Here is a 23,339-nt window from a genome sequence, read left to right as displayed (position 1 = left end):
AATGAAGTATCAAGAGAAACCGGCTACTCCTACTACTACATGACCCGCCTGTTTTCTTCTGTTTTAGGTGAATCCGTGGGACACTATATCAACCGTCGGAGGCTTTACAATGCGTCCGAAAAACTGATTCATTCCGACCAGAAGGTCATTGATATTGCACTTGACTGTGGTTATGAATCGTCAGAGGCGTTCAGCAGGGCCTTTAAAGCTGTTTTTGGATACAGTCCTGTAGCTTACCGGAAAGCCGGACTTGATTTGGTGATAAAAGCAAAAAAAGAACTGGCGCCGGAAGATGTGTGCCATATTGCCAATCATATTTCACACGCTCCCAAGATCATCCTGCTAGGTGAGACAGAAGTAGCTGGGCTTCGGGGGACTACTTCCCTGTCCGACAATCAGCTGCCCGGACTGTGGGAACAGTTCCATGGTCTTAACAAAGATTTTTTCACCACATCTGCGGGATATGGCATCTGTGAAACGCAGAAGACGGCTTATACAAAAGACGGCGACGCGTTATATTCCGTCATGATCGGCGGTCCGGTGAAGGATTTTGATTGCCTGCCGCTGGAACTGGCAAAAAAGACGCTGCGTGCAGGAAGATACGCTGTTTTCACCCACCGGGGCACACTTGGAAACTTTATATAAAACATATCAGTATATCTTCGGAACATGGTTGCAGACCACAAGGGAAGAACTGGATGACAGGGAAGATTTTGAAGTTTATGAGCATGAAATTCTATCCTTTGATGATCCAGATAATGAAGTTAAAATTTTTATTCCTATCAAATGACAGGACACCATTTTGCGCACGGGCGCTGACGGTGTTTTACATATCACCGGGTATTTAGGGTGTGTTTACACTATCTAGGTTTTGTGTGATAATTATCGTGTGTGTACGCCAGATATCACACAAAACCTAGATAATGTAAACACACCCTAGAATTCCCAGATTTTCAGCACTACCAAACGGTCACTTCTTAGACGTTGGGGAGAACTTGAACTCCACAATATCTCCGTCGGCCATGACGTAGTCGCGGCCCTCCTGACGGAGCTTGCCTTCCTCCTTGATCTTGGCCATGGAGCCGTCGGCGGCCACGAAATCGTCGTAGGAGACGATGTCAGCCTTGATGAAGCCCTTTTCGAAGTCGGTGTGAATCACGCCGGCGGCCTGCGGGGCGGTCCAGCCCTTGTGGATCTGCCAAGCACGCACCTCCTTGACGCCTGCAGTCAGGAAGGTCTGCAGTCCGAGGATGTCGAAGCCCACGCGGGCCAGTTGGTCGAGACCGGACTCGCTCAAGCCAGCGTCGGCCAGCATTTCGCGGGCGTCCGCCTCGTCGAGCTCGGTCAGGTCCGCCTCGAACTGAGCGTTGAGGAACACGGCCGGAGCCGGGGCCACGGATGCGGCGAGCTTTGCCTGCAGGTTCTTGTTGGCCAGCTCGTTGTCGTCCACGTTGAACACGTAGATGAACGGCTTGGCGGTCATCAGATGCAGGTCGTAGACGGAATCCTTGTCGAAGCGGCCTTCGCGTGCGGCCTTGTCGAGCGTCTCGCCGGCTTCAAGGATGGTCTTTGCCTGCTTGACAGCGTCCATGTAGGCCGGCTCGATCTTCTTGCCGCGCAGATCCTTCTCCAGCTTGGGCAGCGCGTTTTCGATGGTCTGCAGGTCGGCGAGGATCAGCTCGGTGTTGATGGTGTCGATGTCGTCGGCCGGATCCACCTTGCCGTTGACGTGGACGATGTCGTCGTCCTCGAAGGCGCGCACAACCTCGCAGATCGCGTCGGCCTCGCGGATGTTGGCCAGGAACTTGTTGCCCAGGCCTTCGCCCTCGGAGGCGCCCTTGACGATGCCGGCGATGTCCACGAAGGTCACCGTGGCGGGCACGACCTTTTCGGTGTGGACCAGCTTGGCCAGCACCGGCAGGCGCTTGTCCGGCAACGGTACGATGCCAGTGTTCGGTTCGATGGTGGCGAACGGATAGTTTTCGGCCAGCACGTTGTTGCGGGTCAGTGCGTTGAACATGGTGGACTTGCCGACGTTGGGCAGTCCGACGATTCCGATAGTAAGAGACATGCCTTTAAGTCTAAAGAGCCAAGCGACAAGCGCACGGGAACCGCGAAATGCTCGACTCGCACAATATGAACATCCCCATTTCGGAGTATCCGATAGCAGGGTATAAACGGCGTTCATAACGCAAAACCCGGCCGGCACATCATCAATGCATATTGCGAAGCTCATCAATCACATGCCATCGGTTGCGACTACTGGGTTTTGCGCATCAGCCGGCTGCGAGTTCGAGCAACGGCTCTTGCAATACACCACCCCGACCTCCAAGTCAATACCTTTATCCGCACTCGTCGAACGTTCTTTTCTTGGCGAAATACACCCCCGCCACCCGTTATCCTTATGGGGTAGCACACGGAGCCGCTACGTTTTACCCCATACATGCGGCCCGCAACCATTGAGAGAGACCATGCAACAAGCATTACTACGTATACGGAAGGAGGGCCGGCTGTGAGCTGGGAAGTCATCCAAGCAAGTCTTCCACTGTTCGGGAGGGCGTTCGTCTTGACGTTACGTCTTTCCGCAATCAGCGTGGTGCTGGCTACCCTTCTGGGATTGGTGCTGGCATTGCTGCGCGAATACCGCGTGCCTGTGCTCGCCCAAATCAGTACCGTATTCGAGGAGCTGTTCCGCAACACCCCTTTGCTGATTCAATTGTTCTTCCTGTATTACGGATTCCCGTCCATCGGCATCAAATGGAGCGCCGAGATCTGCGCTGTCGTCGGTATGTCCATTCTGGGCTCCGCATACATGTCCGGCGCATTCCAAGGCGGCTTCAGTGGTATTCCGCAGGTGCAGAACGAGTCTGCACGCGCGCTGGGACTCTCGCCTTTGCAGATGATTCGTCACGTGACCCTGCCGCAGGGACTCACGCGCAGCGTGCCGGCCGTCGCCGCGAACGTGATTTTCATGGTCAAGGAGACCTCCGTGTTCACCGTTATCGCGGTACCGGAACTGACCAACACCGCACGCGACTTGATCGGCATGTACTACCGCAGCGACGAATACCTGCTGGAGCTGGTCATCGCCTACGCAATCATTCTTATCCCGTTGTCCGTCATCCTCACACTGCTGGAAAGGAGGGTCCGTCGTGGTACTTTCGGCGATAACTGAGGCCTCCGGCGCCAGCGTGCTGTTCACCGGCGACAACTTCACCCGTCTGCTGGGCGGACTCGGCACCTCCATCACGGTGGCCGGACTGGCCCTGCTGGTGGGCATTCCCCTGGGCATCATCCTCGGCGCACTGCGTATCCTGCGCAATCCGGTACTGCGCGCGGTGCTGAGGCTGTACCTCGAGTTCTTCCGCATCGTGCCCACGCTGGTACTGCTGTTCCTCACCTATTACATCCTGCCGCGCGAACTTGGCGTGCAGGTCGACGGCGTGACCGTGGCAGTCGTGACGTTCGGCCTATGGGTCGCGGCCGAAATCAGCGATATCGTACGAGGCTCGTTGATTTCCGTATCCGATCATCAGGTCGATGCCGGCAAGGCGCTGGGCATGAACGGACTGCAGGTGCTGTGGTACGTGCGTATCCCCCAGTCCATCAACCTGATGGTTCCGGCCACCATCAATCTGGCGGCGCGCGTCATCATGACCACGTCCCTGCTGCTGCTCATCAGCGTGATCGACGTGATCACGGTGGGCCAGCAGATCATGGAGGCCAACCGTATGACCCACCCGGACGCCGCATTCTGGGTGTACGGATTCATTTTCCTGCTGTATTTCATCATTTGCTGGCCGCTGGCGATGATCGCCAAGGCCCTGGAGAAGCGAGCCAAGGAGCGTAACAATGGCTGATTCAGAAGAAGTGTCCGTGTCCAACGACTCCGAACCGCTGCTGTCCGTCCGTCATCTGCGCAAATCCTATGGCGATCACGAAGTGCTCAAGGATGTCAGTTTCGACGTCAAGCGCGGCCAGGTGCTGGTGCTGCTCGGTCCCTCAGGTTCCGGCAAGTCCACACTGATTCGTTGCCTGAACGGTTTGGAGACCATTCAGGGCGGTGAAATCTGGTTCAAGGGCCAGAAGATCGCGAATAACAGCGAGAAGACCTGGCGCAAGCTGCGTGCCGAAATCGGCATGGTGTTCCAGAGCTACGATCTGTTTCCGAATCTGACCGTGGCCAAGAACATCGAACTGGGCCCCACCAAGGTGCAGAAGCGCCCGAAGGCCGAGGTCGCCAAGCAGATGGATCAGCTGCTGGCCGACGTGCAGCTCACCGAATACAAGAACTCGTACCCGCGCGAACTGTCAGGAGGCCAGAAACAGCGCATCGCCGTTGTGCGTGCGCTTGCGATGAACCCCGAGCTCATGCTGTTCGACGAAGTCACCGCATCACTCGATCCGGAAATGGTGCGTGAGGTGCTGGAGCTTATGCTTCGTCTCGCCAAGCGCCATATGACGATGATCGTGGTGACCCATGAGATGGAGTTCGCCCGGCGCGTGGCCGACACGGTGATGTTCCTGGAGAACGGCGTGATCTTGGAACGTCAGCCCGGCGACGAGTTCTTCACGAATCCCGAAACTGACCGTGCCAGGAACTTCCTAGAGAGCATGGCTCCGGTCGGCGGTGAGGCATGAGTACTCCGTTCATGCCGAATCATCAAGATTTGCAATAACCAACAAGAAAAGGATAAAGGGGAAAGAATTATGTTCAATGTCAAGAAAGCTTTGGCCGGTGTGCTCGCCGGCGTCACGCTAATTTCCGTCGCGGCTTGCGGCAATGGCCCGGATCCGGCTGCCGGCGGCTCCTCCTCTCAGCAGGGCCAGACCGTCGAGCAGATCAAGAAGACCGGCAAGATTCGTATCGCCACCTTCGGCGACCTGCCGCCCTACGGCTATGTGAAGAACGACGGCACCCGCGCCGGCTATGACGTGGCGCTCGGCAACCAGATCGGTAAGGACCTTGGCGTCAAAGTCGACTGGGTGCAGGTGAACGCCGATGGCCGTGTGGACTCGCTGAAGTCCGACAAGGTCGACCTGGTGCTGGCCAACTTCACCGTGACCGACGAGCGCAAGCAGGTGGTCGACTTCGCCGATCCGTACATGAAGGTGTCCATCGGCGTGGTCTCCCCCGACAGCGCCAAGATCACCAGCGCCGATCAGCTCAAGGGCAAGCAGCTGGCCGTGACCAAGGGCACGACCGCCGAGGCCTTCTTCACTGAGAAGTACCCGGATGTTCAGCTGCAGAAGTTCGATTCCAAGACCCAGCAGTTCCAGGCCTTCAAGGATGGCCGTGTGGCCGCCCTCGCCGACGACAACACCTACCTGTACGCGTGGGCCAAGGACAACCCGGGCTACACCGTGGGTATCAAGACCATCGGTGACGAGTCCACCATCGCCCCGGCCGTGAAGAAGGGCAACAAGAGCCTGCTCGAATGGACCAACAAGGAGATCAAGACCCTGACCTCCAACGGCTTCTTCAAGGACGCCTACCAGAGCGAGCTCGCCCCGAGCTTCACCTCCGACATCAAGCCGGAAGACGTGATCATCGAGTAGTTTCGTCTGCTTCATACTGCTCCCGCTGGCGGGGGCTATCATGCGAAGCATGACTGGGGGTGGTCCTGTGATTCGGGAGACCCCCAGTCGGCTTCCGCCGACAGCCCCCGCCGGCGGGGGCAATTTTTTTGCCGAGTGCAGTCAGCCGACGATGGCGTCGACGGCGTCAATGACCGCGCCACGGAAGCCGTCTTTTTCGAGCTGGGCAACGCCCTTGATAGTGGTGCCGCCAGGCGAGCAGACAGCATCCTTCATGGCACCAGGGTGGGTTTCGGTGGCCATGTACAGCGCTCCGACGCCCTCGACCATCTTGGCCGCCAAGCGGTAGGCGGTGGCGCGTTGCAGACCGTACTGCACACCGGCATCGCCCAGTGCCTCCATGTACATGTCGGTGAATGCGGGCGCGCAGCCGGCCACCACCATGGCGATGTTCATGTGTGCGGTATCCACGCGCTCAATGAGGCTGATGGGCGCGAACACCTGTTCGAAGGTCTCGGTCTCCTCATCGGTCAGGGTGTTGACGGATTCGGTGACGAGCACGCCCTCGCCCACAGCCATCGGCGTATTCGGAATCGTGCATTGAATGTGGATGTCCGGAGAGTCGACGGATTCGCCGTCTTCGGTGGTGAACAGATCCTGATATTTCTTGAGATTCCAGCCGGCCGCAATGGAGACGACGATTTTGCCAGGCTTGGCGAGTTCGCTGGCGAGCGGCTTAACGACGGCGTCAATCTGATAAGGCTTGATGGCGATGATGACCACGTCGGCGGCCACCACCACTTCCAGCGGATTGTGCAACGGGCGCACGCCGAGCTCGGCAGTGGTCTTCTCGAGTTTGTCATAGCGGGCGGCGCAAGCGACCATCTGGCCGCCGGTGACCACGCCCGCGTCGACAAGGCCTCGGGCGATGGCCTGAGCCATGTTGCCGTATCCGATGAATCCAATGGTGAGATTCCGGGTCATAAGATTTCCTTTCGTCCGTACTTGGGCTCCCCTCTCTCTAAGGGGGCTGTCAGCGGAGCTGACTGAGGGAAGTTTTCCGCACTTGACATACTCCCCTCAGTCTCGCTCCGCGAGCCAGCTCCCCTCCAAGAGGGGAGCCAAAGAGGTTAGAACAGTTCTTCGAGGTCGCCTCGGTTGAGGGCTTCGTCGTAGAGGTGCTTGAACACCACCGAACCGTGCAGTCCGTCGTGCTCGAACTCGTTGGTGGTCCAATAATGGCTGTTGCCCACGCGGCTCAATGTGTCGAGTTGCATGCCTGAGTCGACGTACATGTCGTCGAAGTAGACACCGGCCTGCAGCGGCACTTCGTTGCGTGCCAGCTGGTCCTCGTCATAGATCACGCCGAAGCTCGTGTCTTCCATCAGCAGGTCCATGGCGGGCTTGAACGGGCGCAGCGCGGCCTCCTGCTCGAACATCCACGGGAACATGGCCTCACCGGTGAAATTGAGCGGGCGCACATCGGCACCGAACTCGGACTTGCCGTCGCGCACACGCTGGGCGGCCCAGCGAATCGGCTGGTCCATCTCGCCGTTGGCGTAGATGAATTCCTGCAACGGCCAGTACAGCGGACGCGATGAGGTGGCGTTCATCACCTTGGTCAGGAATTCGTCGGACAACGGCGATGCGGCGGAAACGGAGCCGTCGCCATCGAGGAAGGCGCTGTCGAGGATCCAATGCACTCGCTCGAAACTCGGCTTCTTACCGAAGTCGGAGCCAAGGCACTGCAGACGTTCCACGGTGAGCGGGTCGCCGTTGGGCATGATCGGGAAACCGTGGGCCGCCATGCCGGCGATCACGCCGAGACGATGTTCGACTTCGGTTCCCGCCATCGGGTTCAGTACGGAATCGGTCAGCTTGCCCACGAACTCGGAGACTTCCGCGGCGGTCGGCAGCTTCTCCACAATGGCCGCCACACGCTCCTTGTCCTGCGGATAACGCTCGTAGAACTGGGCGGTCTTGCGAATCACACGCGGGAAGGTGTGCTCATAGACCTCGGTGGCGCAGGCGGGCACGTGCGGAATGCCGCCGGTGGTGAAGCTGGCGATCACACCGGCCGGGAACAGGGACAGCGTGGTCAGGGTCAGGAAGCCGCCATAGCTTTGGCCCATTGTCACCCACTTGCGCCCGCCGAACTCGGTCAAACGCAGATGCTCGAAGTCACGCACGATGGAATCGGCGAGGAACTTCTTCAGGTAATCGGCCTGGGCGCGAGCGCCGGCTGCGACATCACCTTCATGGGCGGCGGCAATACGGGCCATGGTGTGCGTGTCCACGCGCGAAGAACGACCAGCACCACGCTGGTCGGGCAGAATCACACGAAAATGCTTGGTGGCCTCTTCAATCCAGCCATCGGAGGTGGGACTGTTCAGACGCGGGCCCTCACCGCCGGGACCTCCCTGCAGGAAGATCAGCAGCGGCAGGTCATCGTGCACGTGTTCGGGCGTGGTGACCACACGGTAGAACAGTTTGATGGTTTCGCCGTCGAATGCTTGGCCTGGCTCATGGCCGGACCAAGCGAGAGGAACGTCAATGGAATGGTCCTCGATGGCGAGGCCCGGTACATAGTATTTGCTCAGCAATGTCATGGCTCAAACTCTAGCCCACAAATCCGTCTGAAGGGTGATGTCGGCTTGTTAACGGACACGCTAGCCTTGGGACGTATGGAAATGGTCGCGCACGTGAGGGCATGGTTCGCTCGGAAGCCGAGTCACACCCTGCTATGGGACACCCTGCTCGCCGCAGTACTGACATTCGGACTCATCCCGCTCATCAGTTCCACCAGTTCCTCTTCGACTCCTGGACTATTATTCGTATCGAACAATTATTCATTGTTGTTCTGGTCGCTACCGACGTTTGTTCCGCTGATGCTGCGACGATACCAGCCGGAGATCGCCGCTTGGTTGTTCGTGGCTCTGACCGCCGCCCATCTCGTCTTCGGCCCGTCGATGACCTACGGCGACTTCTACACGCTTATCATCCTGTATTCGGTGCTCGTGTACGGCAATCCCAAGCATTCCTTGCGATTCATTATCACCGCCTTTGCCATGGGATTGGCCGCGGCTGCGGTCTGGGCGGTGTCAATGAACGTCGGCCCGCTGTTCAAAAGCGGTTCCTCCAATGCTTGGACCGCCTGGATCAGCTGGCTGCCCACCGCTGCGACCATGCCCATATGCCCGGCCTCTCCCGGTCTCATCAGCGAGCCGAGCGTATCCAACTGCGGAATCAAAATGCTGCGGGATACGGGCGTGCTGGCGCTGTGCATGGAAATCAGCGTGCTGAGCATTATCATCATGGCGTTATGGCAGCGTGCGCGCAAGGCCACGCTCACGGCCATGCGCGAACGCAATGCTTCCATAGTGGCCCGCGAAGCGGAGGAGACACATATCGCGGCGCTGGCCGAACGCGCGCGCATTGCCCGTGATATGCATGATGTGGTGGCCCATACGCTGTCGACGATTATCGTGCAGTCGGATGGCGGCCGATATGCGGGCGCGCATGATCTGGCCGTCGCCAAGCATACGATGAGCACGATTCGCCATGAAGCGGAACGCGCGCAGCGTGATATGCAGCGACTGTTCGGCGTGTTCGGCACGGATGATGATGCCGGGTATGCGGACATCGATTCTCTGTTCGACGGTCATCTGGTCGTATCCCGGCGTGTGACCGGCAAGTCACGGCCGGATCGTTTGACCTCCGATGCGGATGCCGCCGTGTTCCGCTTGGTACAGGAGGCGCTGACCAATACGCGCAAGCATGCGGGCGAGGGCGCGAAGGCCTCCATCGATGAGGTGTGGTCGGATGACGGGCTTGCGATTACCGTGTCCGACAACGGCCAGGGAGCGGCATCCGCCGCCGACGGGCACGCACCCGGCTATGGGCTGATGGGCATGCACGAGCGCATCGAATCGTTGGGCGGCAGCGTCTATGCCGGCCCTGGCCCGAACGGCGGGTTCATCGTGGCGGCCACGATTCCCCTCTCCCCCGAAATCGCGCAAACCGACGCCGAACCGTCTGACGCTTTGTCCTCCACCATCACACGACTACGGAAACTCCTGGATTCGATACGCCCCAAGCCGCTCGATCAGGGAGATACCGGTGAGTCGAATTGGGTGGCCCGCTTCGCACAATGGACCGAACGGCATTATCTGCTGGTGGATATTCTCATCACCGTGGCGCTGATCGCGATGTTCAGTTCCGCGACGCGCAGCGAGCTGCAGATGATGACGGTCAGCAATGACCCAGTTCAGCCCAACACTGTGCTGAACATGACACTGACCATCATCATGCTTGCCCCTCTGGCTTTCCGACGTCGGTTCCCGGAGGGCAGCGCACTGGTCATGGCGATTCTGTCCACCGTGCAGCTGCTGTTTCTGCCATCCATCCTGACCGTCAACATGTTTGCATTGGTGTCCGTACACGCCGCCGCACTGTATGGACGGGAACAGGCATGGAAATGGGTCAGTGTGGCGCTGGTCGCGGATTCGTGGCTGGCCGGCATCAAGGTAATGTCCGGCTGGAACGGATATGACATGCTGATTCAGATGCTGCTGCCCCTCAACGGCGAATCGGCGATGTCCCGCTGGCTACTGGTGCTTTCCGGCCTGATACCGGGTGGCGTGGTGATGCTGTTTGGCTTTGCGTGCATTGCGATGGCCCGGTGGAGCCGTTCACGCGGCTCGAACGCGCTGGTGCTCATGCAACGCGAGGAGGCGCTCAAGGCCGAGCAGGAGCGGCAGAAGGTGCTGGCCGCCAATCTGGAGCGCAATCGCATCGGCACGGCCATGCAGGCCGAGGTATTGAATACGTTGGAATCGGTGATCACGCAAGCCGATGATGGGCTGGCCATGCTGAACTCCGAACCGGCTCCCGATAGCGAGCAGATCATCGCCGCGTTCACGGTCATCGGGGAACGCGGGCGTGCGGCTCTGGCGCACATGCGGCAATTGCTGACGGTGCTGCGCGAAACCGGATTCAGCGACGAGATGCATGAAGGCGCACAACCCGACATGCAACTGCGACCGGCTGCTCCTCTGTCCAGCCAGATGAGGCAGGTGGAATCCACATCTCAGACGGATTCGTCCACGAACATGAACTCAGGGAACAATCAGGGTGTCCATGGAGCGGCACTCGAATAGGAATCGGATACAGTGGAGAGCATGAACGAGAGCAGAAGCATTCGCGTGATCATTGCGGACGACCAGGAGCTGGTGAGGGCCGGCTTCGCCATGGTAATCGGCTCGCAGCAAGATATGGAAGTGGTCGCTCAGGCGTCCGATGGCGCCGAGGCCGTGACGATGGCGGAGACCCTGCACCCCGATGTGGTGTTGATGGACGTGCGCATGCCGGGCATGGATGGCATCGAAGCCACCCGCCGTATTACTTCGCTGACCGCCGGCACGGATGGCACGCAGCCGACCCGTGTGATCATCCTGACCACATTCGATTTGGATGAATATGTGATGGCCGCCATCAATGCCGGCGCTTCGGGTTTTCTGCTCAAAGACACCGAACCGGAGACGCTGCTCAATTCGATTCGCACCGTGTTCCAGGGCAATGCGATCATCGCGCCTTCGGCCACCAAGCGTCTCATCGAGAAAATGATGCAGGACGGCTATGCGCAGCATGGGTCGTTGAGTGGCGGCGTTTCGAACGCAAGTTTCAATGGCAATGCTGGCGGCGTCGCCGACACTACTGGAACGGTCGGAGCTACGGGTGCCGATTCGACGAACGGCATTGGCACCGCACGCCCCACATATACCGATCCCGAGCTGAAACTGCTCACAGATCGCGAACGTGAGGTGCTGGTGGAAATCGCCCATGGCCTGAGCAATCAGGAGATCGCGGACAAGCTCTTCATCTCCTTGCCCACGGTCAAAACCCATGTAGCGCATATTCTGGCCAAAATCAATGCCCGAGACCGCGTCCAGGCTGTGGTCTTTGCGTACGACAACGGGTTGGTGTGACCTCCCCAATACACACGATACGGCAGAACAAGTGGTATCCGCCTCGAAAGAGGTACATTCGCCTTTCTGCAGAAAGCTATCTGCTTTCAGCAGAGATATCCGAGACCTGATAACACGAGTACGATCATTGCAATTCCAACGGTTGTACTCGCGTTTTCGTATATCCGGTACCCCTTTGAAAGCAGATAGCTTTCCGCAAAGGAACGAATGTACCTCTTTCAAGGCAGATAGGTCTATTCGCAGCACACGAATAGACCTATCTCTTCGCTCTTAGACTATGACCGGGCCACTAGGCCTCAGCCAAAGCCTCGACGGGCGGCGTCTTGACGGCTCTGCGGGCGGGGGCAACACTGGCGAGCAGCGCGGCAAGCGCCGCCACGCCAAGCACTGCACCATTGGTGGTCCACTCGAACGGGAACACAGTGTCACCATACAGGCTGAACACCATATAGGACCCAAGCCAGCCGAACAGGGTGCCCAGCGCCACACCCACCACGCCGGAGACGAGCGACAGCAGTAAAGCCTCCACTGCCAGCGAACGCCGCAGCTGGCCGCGCGTCATACCGATGGCACGCAGGGTGGCGGATTCGCGGGTGCGTTCGATCACCGATAGACTCAGCGTGTTCGCCACACCGACCAGTGCGATAAGCACAGCCACCGCAATCAAGCCGACAAGCAACGCCATCATGCCGTTGATCATGGTCTCCCACTGCGTGCGTGCGGCCACCGGACCAGACACGTCAATGTCTGCACTGGCGGAGAATGCATTCTGCACGTTGGTGAATACGTCGTTCAGCGTGGTGTCCGCGCTTTCGGCGTCGATACGCATAAGCATGATATGTCCGTTCGCTTTTACATCACCGTTGGTGAAGTGACCGGCATCCACGAAGGCGACTGCGGCATAGTTGGCTGAGATGCGACGATAATCCACCTTCTGCGGCGCGAGGGTCAGTGTCTGCACGCCATCGGATTGTCCGCCATCGTTCTCAGTATCACTCGCGGCAGCATCAGCTGTACCAGTCTGCGAGCCGGATACATCACTGGTGAAGGTGACGCTCTTACCTAGCGGAATGTCCTCGCCCGTGGCAGCGGAATACTTGGGCATAAGTACGGAGTCACCGCTGATGGTCACGCCGGACAGGTCGGCACGCACCACTTTGCGCAGCGCGTCAACACCATCCACGCCAACGATGAGTACGTTCAGATCCTTGCCATTGGCATCCTTCATGCTCATCATGCGAGTCGGCGCGTAGATACTATCCTTAATGCCCTTAATCTTGGCGACCTCATCGGCCTGTTTGCTGGTCATATCAGCACCGGCCGCGATCATGTCGACGCTGTAGCGGGTGGTCAGCGCCTCGTTCATGGTTTGCTTGGCGCTGGCGGCACCGGTGGCAATGGTGGAGACCAGCGTCACGCCGATAAGCAGTGCGGCACCGGTGGCGGCCACGCGGCGCGGATTCTTCTGGATGTTCGCATGCGCCACCTTGGCGGACGGCCCAGCAAACGCAACCAGCGCGCCCACACCGCGCATCAATACCGGCAGCCAGAATGCGGCGGACAGCACCAGTCCGAGGAAGATCAGCGCGCAGCCGGCGATGGCGGCGAGCAGTACCATCGGATACTGCTTGTCGGCCAGCGAATCATGTCCGGCGATCTTTTCGTTCATCTGCCAGGCGGAGAATGCGGCCAGCCCGATGCCGACGAGCACCAACAGACCCGCAAGTATGGCACGGATCTTACCGGCCCGACGGGTATCGGTCAGTTCGATGGGCCGCAATGCCTCCAGTGGGGTCACAGCGGTGGCGGAGCGCGCGGAGCCGAGCGAGGCGATCACGGTCATAACAACGCCGAAAGCGATCGGCACCACGAACGCCGGCCAGGACAACACCAATCGCATGGTCATGCCGGTGGCTTTCATCAGGCCGGATTGGCACAGCGCCGCCATCAGTCCGATGCCGAGGCCCACGCCCAGCATGGAGGCGATGAGTCCCAGCAGACCGGCCTCGAACAGTACGGAGACATACAGCTGGCCTTTGTTCGCGCCGATGGTGCGCAGCAAGGCAAGCGTGCGACGGCGTTGGGCGACGAGCACTTGGAAGGTGTTGGCGATGACGAGCGCCGCGACCAGCATGGCGAGGATGCCGAAGCTCAGCAGGAAGATGGTGGTGATACTCGTATCGCCCTTGCTCACGGATTTGATGGATTCCTCTTCCATCGCTGCGCGGGATTGCACGGTGAAATGTTTTGGCAGCAGCTTGTCGATTTGTTTCACGGTGGCGTCGGCGGACGGCTGATCGGCATCGTCGATATCGAGGTAGACAAGATAGACATTGAGTTTGCCGAAATCGTCGATACCGTTCATCGCGGTGATCACGTTATCGGAAAGCACTGAGGCTCCGCCGTAGTACGCATAGGCGCCGTTCGGATCTTCAGTGATACCCACTACGCGAACGGTCATACCGGAATCAGCGGCAGTGTCGTTGCCGGCGGAACCGTAGCCCGTCGAAGCTACGGCCTGCGCGGTACGGGAGTTCACGGTCACGCTATCCCCCACCTTGACACCAAGCTGATCGGCCACGGACTTAGTCAATGCTATTTCGTTGCCATCGACCGGCTGGTCGCCTTGAATGATGCTGACCGGCAGCAGATCACGCTGTGCGGCGGTGGTGATGGCATAGCTGCTGGCGTGCTTATCGCCATTGGCCACGGTTACGGAACTCGAGGATTCGACGCGCACATCCTTGACACCTTCTGTGGCGCGGATACGGTCGAGTTGGAAGTCGTTCACCGTGCGAGTGTAGATGTCATTCCGCTCCTGCTCGTTCAGGCCCTCGCTGGAGTCCACGCTGATCACATAGTTCGCGCCGCCAAGCTGCGCGGTGGTCTGACGGGCCAGGGAATCGTTCATGGCGTTGCCGAACAGGAATGTGGCCGCAATGAACGCGGTGCCGATCAGGATGGCGATGCCGGCCGGAATCAGCATTCTGGCGCTTTTCTTCATGAGTTTCACTGTGATGGAAAACATGGGTTCGTCCTACTCTCTTGCTTCCCGTGGGTCAGCGGGCGTGGCGTGCGGCGGCACGGGCGTAGCGCAGCGTTCCCTCACGCCCAGAGGTGGGAACGGCCGGCGGCAGCGGCGCATCGGTGATGGGCAGATCCGGCACGTTGCGCACGCCTGCCATCTGTGCCATCTGGTCAGCAGGAGTATCGGTAAGAGTGGTGCGGGTGGTGCGCTCTCGCTCGGCCATAAGCAGTTCATTCATGACTTCGGCGTTGGGATGCTGTTCGTCGGCCACGATCCGTCCGTCGGAGAACACGATGGCACGGTCCGCGTAGGAGGCTGCCACCGCATCATGCGTGACCATGACGATGGTCTGTCCGAGTTCGTTGACCGAACGCTTCAGGAAGCCGAGCACTTCGGCGCTGGAAACGGAGTCGAGGTTGCCGGTCGGCTCGTCGGCGAACACCAGCTTCGGCTTGGTAATCAGCGCGCGGGCGATGGCCACGCGCTGCTGCTGGCCGCCGGACAGTTCATTCGGTCGGTGGTTCAGGCGCTGCTTGAGTCCCAAGGTTTCGACGAGCAGGTCGAACCAGGCGCGGTCGGGCTTGTCTCCGGCGAGAGTCAGTGGCATGAGGATGTTCTGTTCGGCGGTGAACATGGGCAACAGGTTGAAGCTTTGGAAGATGAAGCCGATCTTGTGGCGGCGTAGCAGGGTGAGCTGCTTGTCGTTCATACGGGTCAGGTCTGCCCCGCCGAACAGGATATGGCCGGAAGTGGCGGAGTCGAGGCCGGCGAGCGTGTGCATCAGCGTGGATTTGCCGGAACCGGACGGGCCCATGATGGCGGTGAATTTGCCGCGTTCGAAGCTGACGTTCACGTTGCGTAAAGCATGAACCGTGTTGTCTCCGGTGCCGTAGTCCTTGACGAGGTCAACGGCCTGAATGGCGATGCCGTGTGATGCGGCGGGGTTTTGTGCGTTCATGACGTCTCTCCATAATTTGACCGGGCCCATTGCCCGGATGATGATTCCAACTTATGAAGAAACGGCGGCGCTCCCCATCGTGCGCCAGGCTGAATTATCGGTTCATCCTCATCCTCGAGGATTACGGGATTATATGCGCAGCGAATGGTTCTCAATAAGAAAAACTGTGAAGCCTATTAGCAAAGAAACGAACACGGGTTTTCCGGAATCGGCCTTATGTTGCGGTTCGACGATATGTGCGATTGATTGATAATGTGCGTTTGACTCACACTTTTCCTATTGAGGATCATTCGCTGTGCAGTCAAACACAAGAAAGCTCGCACTGCATGACGTCAGTGCGAGCTTTCCACTCCTTGGGTCAAGTTATTTGGCGGAAAGACCCCATGTGCTTCGGTATTGTGCGGCACACTCCATAAGTGTCGCTCCCCTTCCTACCTCAGCACCTTTCCGTCATCTCACTTGGCCAGGCCGGAAGCGCGAAGGGCTTCGAAGCCGCCCTTCAGATCGTCGAGGATGTCCTCGATGTTCTCGGTGCCGATGGACAGGCGGATGGTGCCCTGGTGGATGCCCTGGTCCTCCAGCTCTTCCAGGGTTTCCTGGGAGTGGGTGGTGGAAGCCGGGTGGATGACCAGCGACTTGGCGTCGGCCACGTTGGCCAGCAGGGAGAACAGGTGCAGGTTGTCGATGAACACGCGAGCCGCGTCCTTGCCACCCTTGATGTCGAAGGTGAAGATGGAGCCGGCTCCGTTCGGGAAGTACTTCTCGTACAGGGCGTGGTCCGGACGGCCCTCGATGGACGGGTGGGAGACGGACTCGACTTCCGGCACGGTCTGCAGGTACTCGACGACCTTCAGTGCGTTCTGAACGTGGCGCTCGACGCGCAGGGACAGGGTCTCGGTGCCCTGCAGCAGCAGGAAAGCAGCGAACGGAGACAGGGTGGCGCCGGTGTCGCGCAGCAGAATGGCGCGGACGCGGGTCACAAAGGCGGCTCCGCCGAGAGCCTCGTAGAAGTTCAGGCCGTGGTAGGAGGGATCCGGCTCGGTCAGAGTCGGGAACTTGCCCGGAACGGCGTTCCAGTCGAACTTGCCGCCTTCGACGATCACACCGCCGAGGGTGGTGCCGTGGCCGCCGATGAACTTGGTGGCGGACTCGACCACGACGTCAGCGCCGTGCTCCAGCGGGCGGAACAGGTACGGGGTGGCGAAGGTGTTGTCCACAATCACCGGCAGGTTGTGCTTGTGGGCGATTTCGGAGATGGCTTCGAAGTCCGGCAGGTCGGCGTTCGGGTTGCCGAAGGTCTCGAAGTAGACGAGCTTGGTGTTCTCCTGGATGGCGTCCTCGAACTCCTGCGGGTTCTCGGCGGAGACGAAGGTGGTGGTGATGCCGTCGCGCGGCAGGGTGTGGCGCAGCAGGTTGAAGGTGCCGCCGTAGATGTTCTTGGCGGCGACGATATGATCGCCGGACTGGGTGATGTTGCGCACGGCGTATTCGACGGCGGCGGCGCCGGAAGCGACGGCCAGACCGGCGGTGCCACCTTCAAGGGCGGCGATGCGGTCCTCGAAGACGCCCTGGGTGGTGTTGGTCAGACGGCCGTAGATGTTGCCCGGGTCAGCGAGGCCGAAGCGGGCCTCGGCGTGGTCGAAGTTGTGGAAGACGTAGCTGGTGGTGGCGTAGATCGGGACCGCGCGGGAGTCGGTGGCCGGGTCGGCCTGATCCTGACCCACATGCAGCTGCAGGGTTTCAAAACGGTACTTCTTGTTGTTCTCGGCCATGGTATTCTCCTTGGTTGCGCTAGGTCGCGAGGATATTTTCCTTGCCACCCGCCTGCCGTGTTCGGGCGGTTGGCGAGGTGTTAGTTATGAAGTTACGACGCTCAAGGTGCATGTCGCAAGCCGAGCGTTATCGGGGTTGCCTATAGACCCTTATAAACCCTTGGAATCATTGGGATATGAGGCGGTTACGTCGGGCAAAATAGTCATCAAAAATCTCACGACACGCCGAGACACTTCCACGTCTCTTCGCGACAGAAATCTAGGAAATCATCCTCAATTTCCTGAAATCCTGTCACTGAGGTGACGTCAGCGACAGAATTTCAGGACGAATGGGTTTATTTCCGAAATTTCTGTCACTGAGACGGATTCAACGACAGCAATTCAGGGGATCAGGGATGATTTCCGAAATTTCTGTCGCTCAGATGGACCCAGCAACGGAATTTTGGGGTGGATGGTTTTATTTCCAAGATTTCTGTCGCTAGGAGTTTGAGCGATCTGTTGAATTCGGCGACGGAACCTCACCAGATGAATACCGGTTAGCGTGTCCGTATCCCTACAGACTAGTGTCAACTGTGATTATGTGACATCCGTCTGATTGATTGGAGTTTTCTAGTGTCCGACGTTACGTTGTACGACCGCGATCCGAAGTACATCCCGCGCGTGGCCGCCGTGCATGACATGTGTGGCTATGGCAAGTGCTCGCTGACCGCCGCGATTCCGATTCTTTCGGCAGCCGGCTGCGATGTCTGCCCGGTGCCGACCGCCCTGTTCTCCGCACACACGAAGTACGCGGTGTTCACCTTCCATGACACCACGGATATCCTCTCCGGCTATCTGGATGCCTGGCAGAAGGAAGACGTTGAGCTTGACGGCGTGTACTCGGGATTCCTGGGCTCCCCCGATCAGGTGGCGATTATTCAGCGTCTCTACCGCGAATATCCGAATGCGCTACGTTTGGTCGACCCGGTGATGGGCGACGCCGGTGAAATGTATCCCACGTATACGCCGGAACTGTGCGAGGCGATGGGTGCGCTGGCCGACGGCGCCGATGTGCTGATGCCAAACCTGACTGAAGCGAGCATTCTGACCAAGCGCGACTACCCCGGTCAGGATATCGATGAAGCCACGGTTGACGAGCTGTTGGGCGCGCTGCTGGAGCTTGGCGCGAAGAACGTGGTGTTGAAGGGCATCGACCATGGCGACGGCAAGATCATCAACTATGTGGCCAGCGCCTCCACTGGTGTTACCGGCAAGATCGAACTGGCACATGACAAGCTGCCGTACATGATTCACGGCACGGGCGATGCATTCGCTTCCGCCCTGTGCGGCGCGGTGATGGCCGGTCGCGGACTGGCTGAGTCTGCTGAGATTGCCGGCGAGTTCGTGCGTCATGCAATGGAAAGCACGCGCAACCAACCTCACTTCGAGGATCGCGGCGTCAGCTTCGAGCTCAATCTCGGAGAACTCACCAATTTGGTGAAGTGACCCACTTTGGCTCCCGCTGGCGGGAGCTGTCAACGAAGTTGACTGAGGGTGGTCTACTATCTGCACGCACCACCCTCAGTCTAGCGGGAGCATCCCAATCTACCGATTCTTGAAGTACTTGAGCAGGTGGCTTTCCCGCGTGCTAAGTACGGCAACTAACGCCCCAACCAGCACACCAACCACTGCGCTTATCGGCACCCGAAGCAGCGTGTCGGTAAGCGCCATTGCCTCTGCATTCCCGTTCTCCAGCCATACCCATGCCAGTAACAGGCTTGATATATCAGTATGCCGGCAAGTGCCCACACCCTGAGTTCTAAATAGAAGCGCAACACCCGCTCTATGGTTGGAAGTGTTCAAGTTCATAACCAGAGAGAAAGTGTCGCGCTCGATATGAAAGCTTATTCCCACCTGTCGGCAGAGGAACGCATCCGGGTCGACGAGTTGAGGAACCGCGAGGGGCTCGGGGTCCGCCAGATCGCCCTGAGGATCAGCCGCGAACCGAGGCGCGGCCCGTGGCTCGCGTCCAACGAGAACGAGTCCTACCGCCTCTACCGGCCGAAACGGCTGAAGAAGGACGCATCCGCCGCTACCTGCCCAAGAGGACCAGTCTCGACGACCTGACGGACGAGGACCTGCAGGCCATCGTCCAGGAGATCAACGACACCCCCATGAAGGTCCCGGACTGGGAAACACCCAACGAGGCTTGGTACCGCAAACTCGGCAAGCTAATGTCGAAGACAAGCCACCCACAGACAAACGTTGCACTTACAAATAGGTAACGGGATCGCGAATGTCATCCGCTGGATGACATAGCGAAGCACATACTTTCTGAACTAATGGTGGATAACCGCACTTTCATCCACACGCTGTCCACAACACGCCAAGCCGCGTCATGGTATCCACATTTGCCGGTCGCCCTTGCGTCCCGATATCCCAACCCGCACAGTGGAATCATGAATGATGCAGCAACTTCCACGGAACACATCGCAGCCGCAATGGGCGACCGCAATTTGTCACCCAAGCAGTTCGGCGCTCTTGGCGAACGATATGCGGCTGTTTGGTTGGAGAAGAAAGGATGGACCACACTGAGCCATAACTGGCGTACTCGATACGGCGAACTGGATCTTGTGATGCTCAACGACGAGCACACTGTGGTGTTCGTCGAGGTGAAATCGCGCCGCACCATCCAGTACGGCTGCCCGCAGGAGGCCGTGACGCCGGCCAAGCAACAGAATCTCAGGAAAGCTGCTTGCGATTGGCTGCTTGATTGCCGCAACCGTATCTCGCACAAAGCCGTCAGATTCGATGTCATCACCATCGTGTTGCGCGTGGGTAGACCGCTGGTGCATCACATTGAAAACGCGTTTTAGCGAAAGGATCAAGCATGGCCATTGGCAGCGCCCTTTCGGTCGGTCTGATCGGACTCAAGGCCTTCATTGTCCAGGTACAGGCTTTCATCAGTCCCGGCCTGCCATATTTCAGCATCATTGGACTGCCAGATACCTCACTGTCCGAAGCGCGCGAGCGAGTGAAATCGGCATGTCAAGCCAGTGGTTTCTCATGGCCACAAACCCGTGTGACCGTGAATATGAGCCCCGCTTCCCTACCCAAACGCGGCTCATCACATGATCTGGCCATTGCCGCCAGCGTTCTCTGCGCAGCTGGAGCCATTGGCCACGATTGTCTGGAAGACACTATTGTGCTTGGCGAAGTGAATCTTGACGGTTCGGTACTGCCTATCCATGGATTACTGCCAATCATGTTGCATGCGCAGGAACGCGGCATCCGAAAAGTAATCATTCCCTATCGCAATCTTGACGAGGCTTCGATGGTGGAAGACATGGATGCAATCGGCGTAAGACATGTGGGCGAGCTCATCGAGCTCATGGGAGGCAATGCCTCATATACAATCCCCGATCTGCAGCTCGCGGAGGATGCAAGTGCCTCCGAGCAAGCCGAAGTCAGTGAAAACGGATACGCAGACATGAATGAGGTGTTGGGCCAGGAACATGCCAAATGGGCGCTGCAGGTAGCGGCCGCCGGAGGCCATAACCTCATCATGACCGGACCTCCCGGCACGGGAAAAACCATGTTGGCTTCACGATTACCCGGCATCATGTGCCCATTGGAAGATACCGAACAGCTGGAAGTCGCTTCGATTCGCTCGCTGTGCGGCACCTTATCGCAATATGGCATCACCGATGTGCCTCCGTTTGAAGCGCCGCATCATACCGCTTCCACAGCATCACTGGTCGGCGGCGGCAGTGGCATCGCAGCACCGGGCGCGATAACCCGCGCTCACCGTGGCATTCTGTTTTTGGACGAAGCACCGGAGTTCAGCGCCCGGGCCTTGCAAACGTTGCGCGAACCATTGGAATCCGGCTATGTGGCTCTCTCCCGCTCCAAAGGAAGCACGTATTACCCAGCTGCATTCCAGCTGGTCATGGCGGCAAATCCTTGCCCATGCGGATATTATTACGGCACTGGCGAGCGCTGCAGGTGCCGGGAAAAAGATCGCATGAGGTATTTCTCCCGTTTATCGGGCCCGGTACTTGACCGAGTAGATATTCAGATGACAGTGCCGCCCGTCCCCCGCATCACCGTACAGCATGAACCGCTCGGCGAATCCAGCGCCACAATTCGTGCACGCGTGATTCGTGCAAGAAACGCCGCCAAAGATAGGTTCCAGCAATTCGGGTGGACATGTAATGCTCAGGCATCCGGCACGTGGCTGCATGCGAACACCTCGCTCAAGGCGATGGAACTGGTCAATCGTGCCTTGTCCTCGCAGCAGCTGACGTTGCGTGGAGCTGATCGCGCCATGCGATTGGCCTGGACCCTCGCCGATCTGGCCGGTCGGATTTCCCCTACCGAACAGGATGTCCATCAAGGTATCGAAATGAGAACGAGAGTGTCATGAGTACCACCAATATGATTGCCGAGCCCGCTTCAGTTCACGGCTCCCCTCACACAATCGGAAAAGCCGAAGCGGCCGCACAGACCGTGCGCTCACGTATTATCGCCGCTCCTTCACTAGATGCCCTATACCGTGCCGCGCTCACGTTCTGCATCGATGGCGCGGATGCGATGATGTACGCCACACTCAAAGGAGCCGAACATGCTGAGGCATTATGGCAGGTCTTGTCACAATGTCACCCTGACCGGCCTTCCGATGTTCGCCAAAAAGCACTGACCTGCATTGATCGCATGTTCATCAATGGTCTGACCCGCTGGGGTCGCAAACCCACACCCAGCGCGATGAACGCTTTTCGCAATGCCCTGTCCGGCTGGCATCAGCGGATGGACGCCCTGCCCTCGCAAGACATCGTTTCCTTGGCCGACTGGTTCACTATGGATGGCACACAATGGATTATCGGCCCGGGACACCCATGCTGGCCTGCGCAATTGACCGACCTATCCATCCGCTCCGACTGGGCACCTCCCTTATGCCTTTGGGTCAAAGGCGATCCGCGGGCCCTGACCAGCTGCGCAAAACCGGTGGGTATTGTCGGCTCCCGAGACGTCAACGAGTACGGACGGTATGTGGCCCATACGGTTGCCGAGCAAGCCGCGGTGGATGGTCATCTGGTAGTTTCAGGAGGCGCGATGGGCACGGACGCGGCCGCTCATTGGGGTGCTCTGAACGCTCTGCACGGCCGCAAACCAGGATGCGTGGGCAGAACCGTCGCCGTATTCGCCGGCGGACTGAACCATATGGGGCCAGCTCGCAATCGCACACTGTTTGAACGCATCGAATCGCAGGGAGGCGCACTCATCAGCGAACTCTGTCCCGGCACCATTCCCGAGGCGCGCAGATTCCTGCTGCGCAACCGTATTATCGCGGCATTGTCTTCCACACTGGTTGTGGCACAGGCGAGATTGCGCTCAGGCGCACTGAATACTGCGGGCTGGGCCTGCGAGCTGATGCGCGAGGTGTATGCAGTGCCAGGAGACATCAATCAGCCATGCAATGCCGGCTGCAACAAAATGATTGGCGACCATCAGGCCACGATTCTATGCGCCGCCACCTCCACGAAAGACATCTGTCACAAGCGCCATCAGCCGATTATGGAACGATGCCCAGGCATGGCGGACAACGCACAGCGCGATGCCAGTGATCCAGCGCCTTCGTGTACGACCAAGGCGGTCCACAAGAAATCCGAGCAGCCCACGCTATCCCAGGCTGTCATCACGACTCCCTTGCCGTCTCGCACAGACTCCAAGGATTTCTCCTCATCCCACCACATGCCAGATTTGCGCGCCCAGGCATCGTTGCAACCCGATGCGGAAGCGCAACAGACGATACAGGTCAGCACATTGCCGGAAGCGGAACGCTTGATGGTCGGCCTTATCCGCGAATGCCGTACGCATCGCCTCGCCATCACACCGGACACCCTGCTGCGCGCGGCCAGAAATAACGACCTCGAGGAAATACCGGATATCGCCACCGTACTGGAACTGCTCGGAGCGCTGGAACTGCGAGGAGCGATTCACCGGAAGACCGGAACGGTCACGCTCAGTTGTCGCCTCATCTGAATCATGGAGACGCCAGTCTTACACACCGCTAGAAC

The 23,339-nt window shown here is 58.8% G+C and carries 16 protein-coding genes and 2 pseudogenes; 12 read left to right on the top strand and 6 right to left on the bottom strand.

The features are described from left to right. Positions 1–39: 39 nt before the first annotated feature. A pseudogene (locus NBH12_RS08510) lies at positions 40–790 on the top strand (AraC family transcriptional regulator). 180 nt (positions 791–970) lie between these two features. On the opposite strand, the gene ychF reads toward NBH12_RS08510, so the two are convergent. Continuing rightward, positions 971–2,071 (bottom strand): redox-regulated ATPase YchF, encoded by a 1,101-nt coding sequence (gene ychF, locus NBH12_RS08500; RefSeq protein ID WP_014485005.1) that lies wholly within the window; start codon positions 2,069–2,071, stop codon positions 971–973. Between the two features lie 441 nt (positions 2,072–2,512). Between ychF and NBH12_RS08495 the strand changes: the two genes are divergently transcribed. From NBH12_RS08495 to NBH12_RS08480, 4 genes are all read left to right on the top strand, one after another. Continuing rightward, positions 2,513–3,175 carry an amino acid ABC transporter permease gene (locus NBH12_RS08495; protein WP_025221487.1) on the top strand — a complete coding sequence of 221 codons (663 nt, stop codon included), beginning with the start codon at positions 2,513–2,515 and terminating at the stop codon, positions 3,173–3,175. After that, the gene (locus NBH12_RS08490) at positions 3,153–3,860 is read left to right on the top strand and encodes an amino acid ABC transporter permease (RefSeq protein ID WP_003829075.1); all 708 of its coding nucleotides are present in this window, start codon (positions 3,153–3,155) and stop codon (positions 3,858–3,860) included. Before NBH12_RS08495 ends, NBH12_RS08490 begins: the two co-directional genes overlap by 23 nt. Continuing rightward, positions 3,853–4,641, top strand: a complete 789-nt coding sequence (locus NBH12_RS08485; RefSeq protein ID WP_003833468.1) for an amino acid ABC transporter ATP-binding protein — start codon at positions 3,853–3,855, stop codon at positions 4,639–4,641. Before NBH12_RS08490 ends, NBH12_RS08485 begins: the two co-directional genes overlap by 8 nt. Before the next feature lie 69 nt (positions 4,642–4,710). Then, positions 4,711–5,559 (top strand): transporter substrate-binding domain-containing protein, encoded by an 849-nt coding sequence (locus NBH12_RS08480; RefSeq protein ID WP_003833469.1) that lies wholly within the window; start codon positions 4,711–4,713, stop codon positions 5,557–5,559. Positions 5,560–5,700: 141 nt separating this feature from the next. Here the strand turns inward: NBH12_RS08480 and proC are convergent, their stop codons facing one another. Both proC and NBH12_RS08470 read right to left on the bottom strand, forming a co-directional pair. Further along, on the bottom strand, positions 5,701–6,522 hold the full coding sequence (gene proC / locus NBH12_RS08475; protein WP_065457850.1) for a pyrroline-5-carboxylate reductase: 822 nt from the start codon (positions 6,520–6,522) through the stop codon (positions 5,701–5,703). Positions 6,523–6,668: 146 nt separating this feature from the next. Further along, positions 6,669–8,147: an alpha/beta fold hydrolase gene (locus tag NBH12_RS08470; protein WP_014483852.1), complete on the bottom strand. Its 1,479-nt coding sequence runs from the start codon at positions 8,145–8,147 to the stop codon at positions 6,669–6,671. Between the two features lie 81 nt (positions 8,148–8,228). Here NBH12_RS08470 and NBH12_RS08465 point away from each other — a divergent pair, with 81 nt between their 5' ends. Together NBH12_RS08465 and NBH12_RS08460 are read left to right on the top strand one after the other, a co-directional pair. Next, complete coding sequence (locus tag NBH12_RS08465; protein WP_143246435.1) at positions 8,229–10,697, top strand: sensor histidine kinase; 2,469 nt, start codon at positions 8,229–8,231, stop codon at positions 10,695–10,697. 21 nt (positions 10,698–10,718) lie between these two features. Next, positions 10,719–11,525, top strand: coding sequence for a response regulator (locus NBH12_RS08460; RefSeq protein ID WP_032740240.1), 807 nt, complete (start codon positions 10,719–10,721; stop codon positions 11,523–11,525). A gap of 289 nt (positions 11,526–11,814) precedes the next feature. On the opposite strand, the gene NBH12_RS08455 is transcribed toward NBH12_RS08460, so the two are convergent. The 3 genes from NBH12_RS08455 to NBH12_RS08445 all read right to left on the bottom strand — a co-directional run bounded on the left by NBH12_RS08455 (position 11,815) and on the right by NBH12_RS08445 (position 17,283). Further along, entirely contained in the window at positions 11,815–14,553 is a 2,739-nt protein-coding gene (locus tag NBH12_RS08455) for an ABC transporter permease (RefSeq protein WP_065453815.1), read from the bottom strand. Between the two features lie 31 nt (positions 14,554–14,584). Further along, on the bottom strand, positions 14,585–15,511 hold the full coding sequence (locus NBH12_RS08450; RefSeq protein ID WP_080988903.1) for an ABC transporter ATP-binding protein: 927 nt from the start codon (positions 15,509–15,511) through the stop codon (positions 14,585–14,587). 455 nt (positions 15,512–15,966) lie between these two features. Continuing rightward, entirely contained in the window at positions 15,967–17,283 is a 1,317-nt protein-coding gene (locus NBH12_RS08445; protein ID WP_065470880.1) for an O-acetylhomoserine aminocarboxypropyltransferase/cysteine synthase family protein, read from the bottom strand. Positions 17,284–17,895: 612 nt separating this feature from the next. Between NBH12_RS08445 and NBH12_RS08440 the strand changes: the two genes are divergently transcribed. From NBH12_RS08440 to NBH12_RS08420, 5 genes and pseudogenes are all read left to right on the top strand, one after another. Beyond that, positions 17,896–18,768 carry a pyridoxamine kinase gene (locus tag NBH12_RS08440; protein ID WP_003829051.1) on the top strand — a complete coding sequence of 291 codons (873 nt, stop codon included), beginning with the start codon at positions 17,896–17,898 and terminating at the stop codon, positions 18,766–18,768. Between the two features lie 572 nt (positions 18,769–19,340). Continuing rightward, positions 19,341–19,547 (top strand): annotated as a pseudogene (locus tag NBH12_RS08435) (IS30 family transposase); the annotation flags it as partial. 174 nt (positions 19,548–19,721) lie between these two features. Continuing rightward, positions 19,722–20,138, top strand: a complete 417-nt coding sequence (locus tag NBH12_RS08430) for a YraN family protein (protein WP_003833404.1) — start codon at positions 19,722–19,724, stop codon at positions 20,136–20,138. Positions 20,139–20,152: 14 nt separating this feature from the next. Continuing rightward, complete coding sequence (locus tag NBH12_RS08425; protein ID WP_025301174.1) at positions 20,153–21,688, top strand: YifB family Mg chelatase-like AAA ATPase; 1,536 nt, start codon at positions 20,153–20,155, stop codon at positions 21,686–21,688. A 167-nt stretch (positions 21,689–21,855) separates the two neighbouring features. After that, positions 21,856–23,304, top strand: coding sequence for a DNA-processing protein DprA (locus NBH12_RS08420; RefSeq protein ID WP_391503353.1), 1,449 nt, complete (start codon positions 21,856–21,858; stop codon positions 23,302–23,304). Positions 23,305–23,339 lie beyond the last annotated feature (35 nt).

The organism is Bifidobacterium sp. M3-N-101 (assembly GCF_023656805.1).
Taxonomy (GTDB): Bacteria; Actinomycetota; Actinomycetes; order Actinomycetales; family Bifidobacteriaceae; genus Bifidobacterium; species Bifidobacterium breve.
The sequence above is the reverse complement of the archived record's forward strand: the minus strand, read 5'-3'. Positions and strand labels throughout refer to the sequence as shown.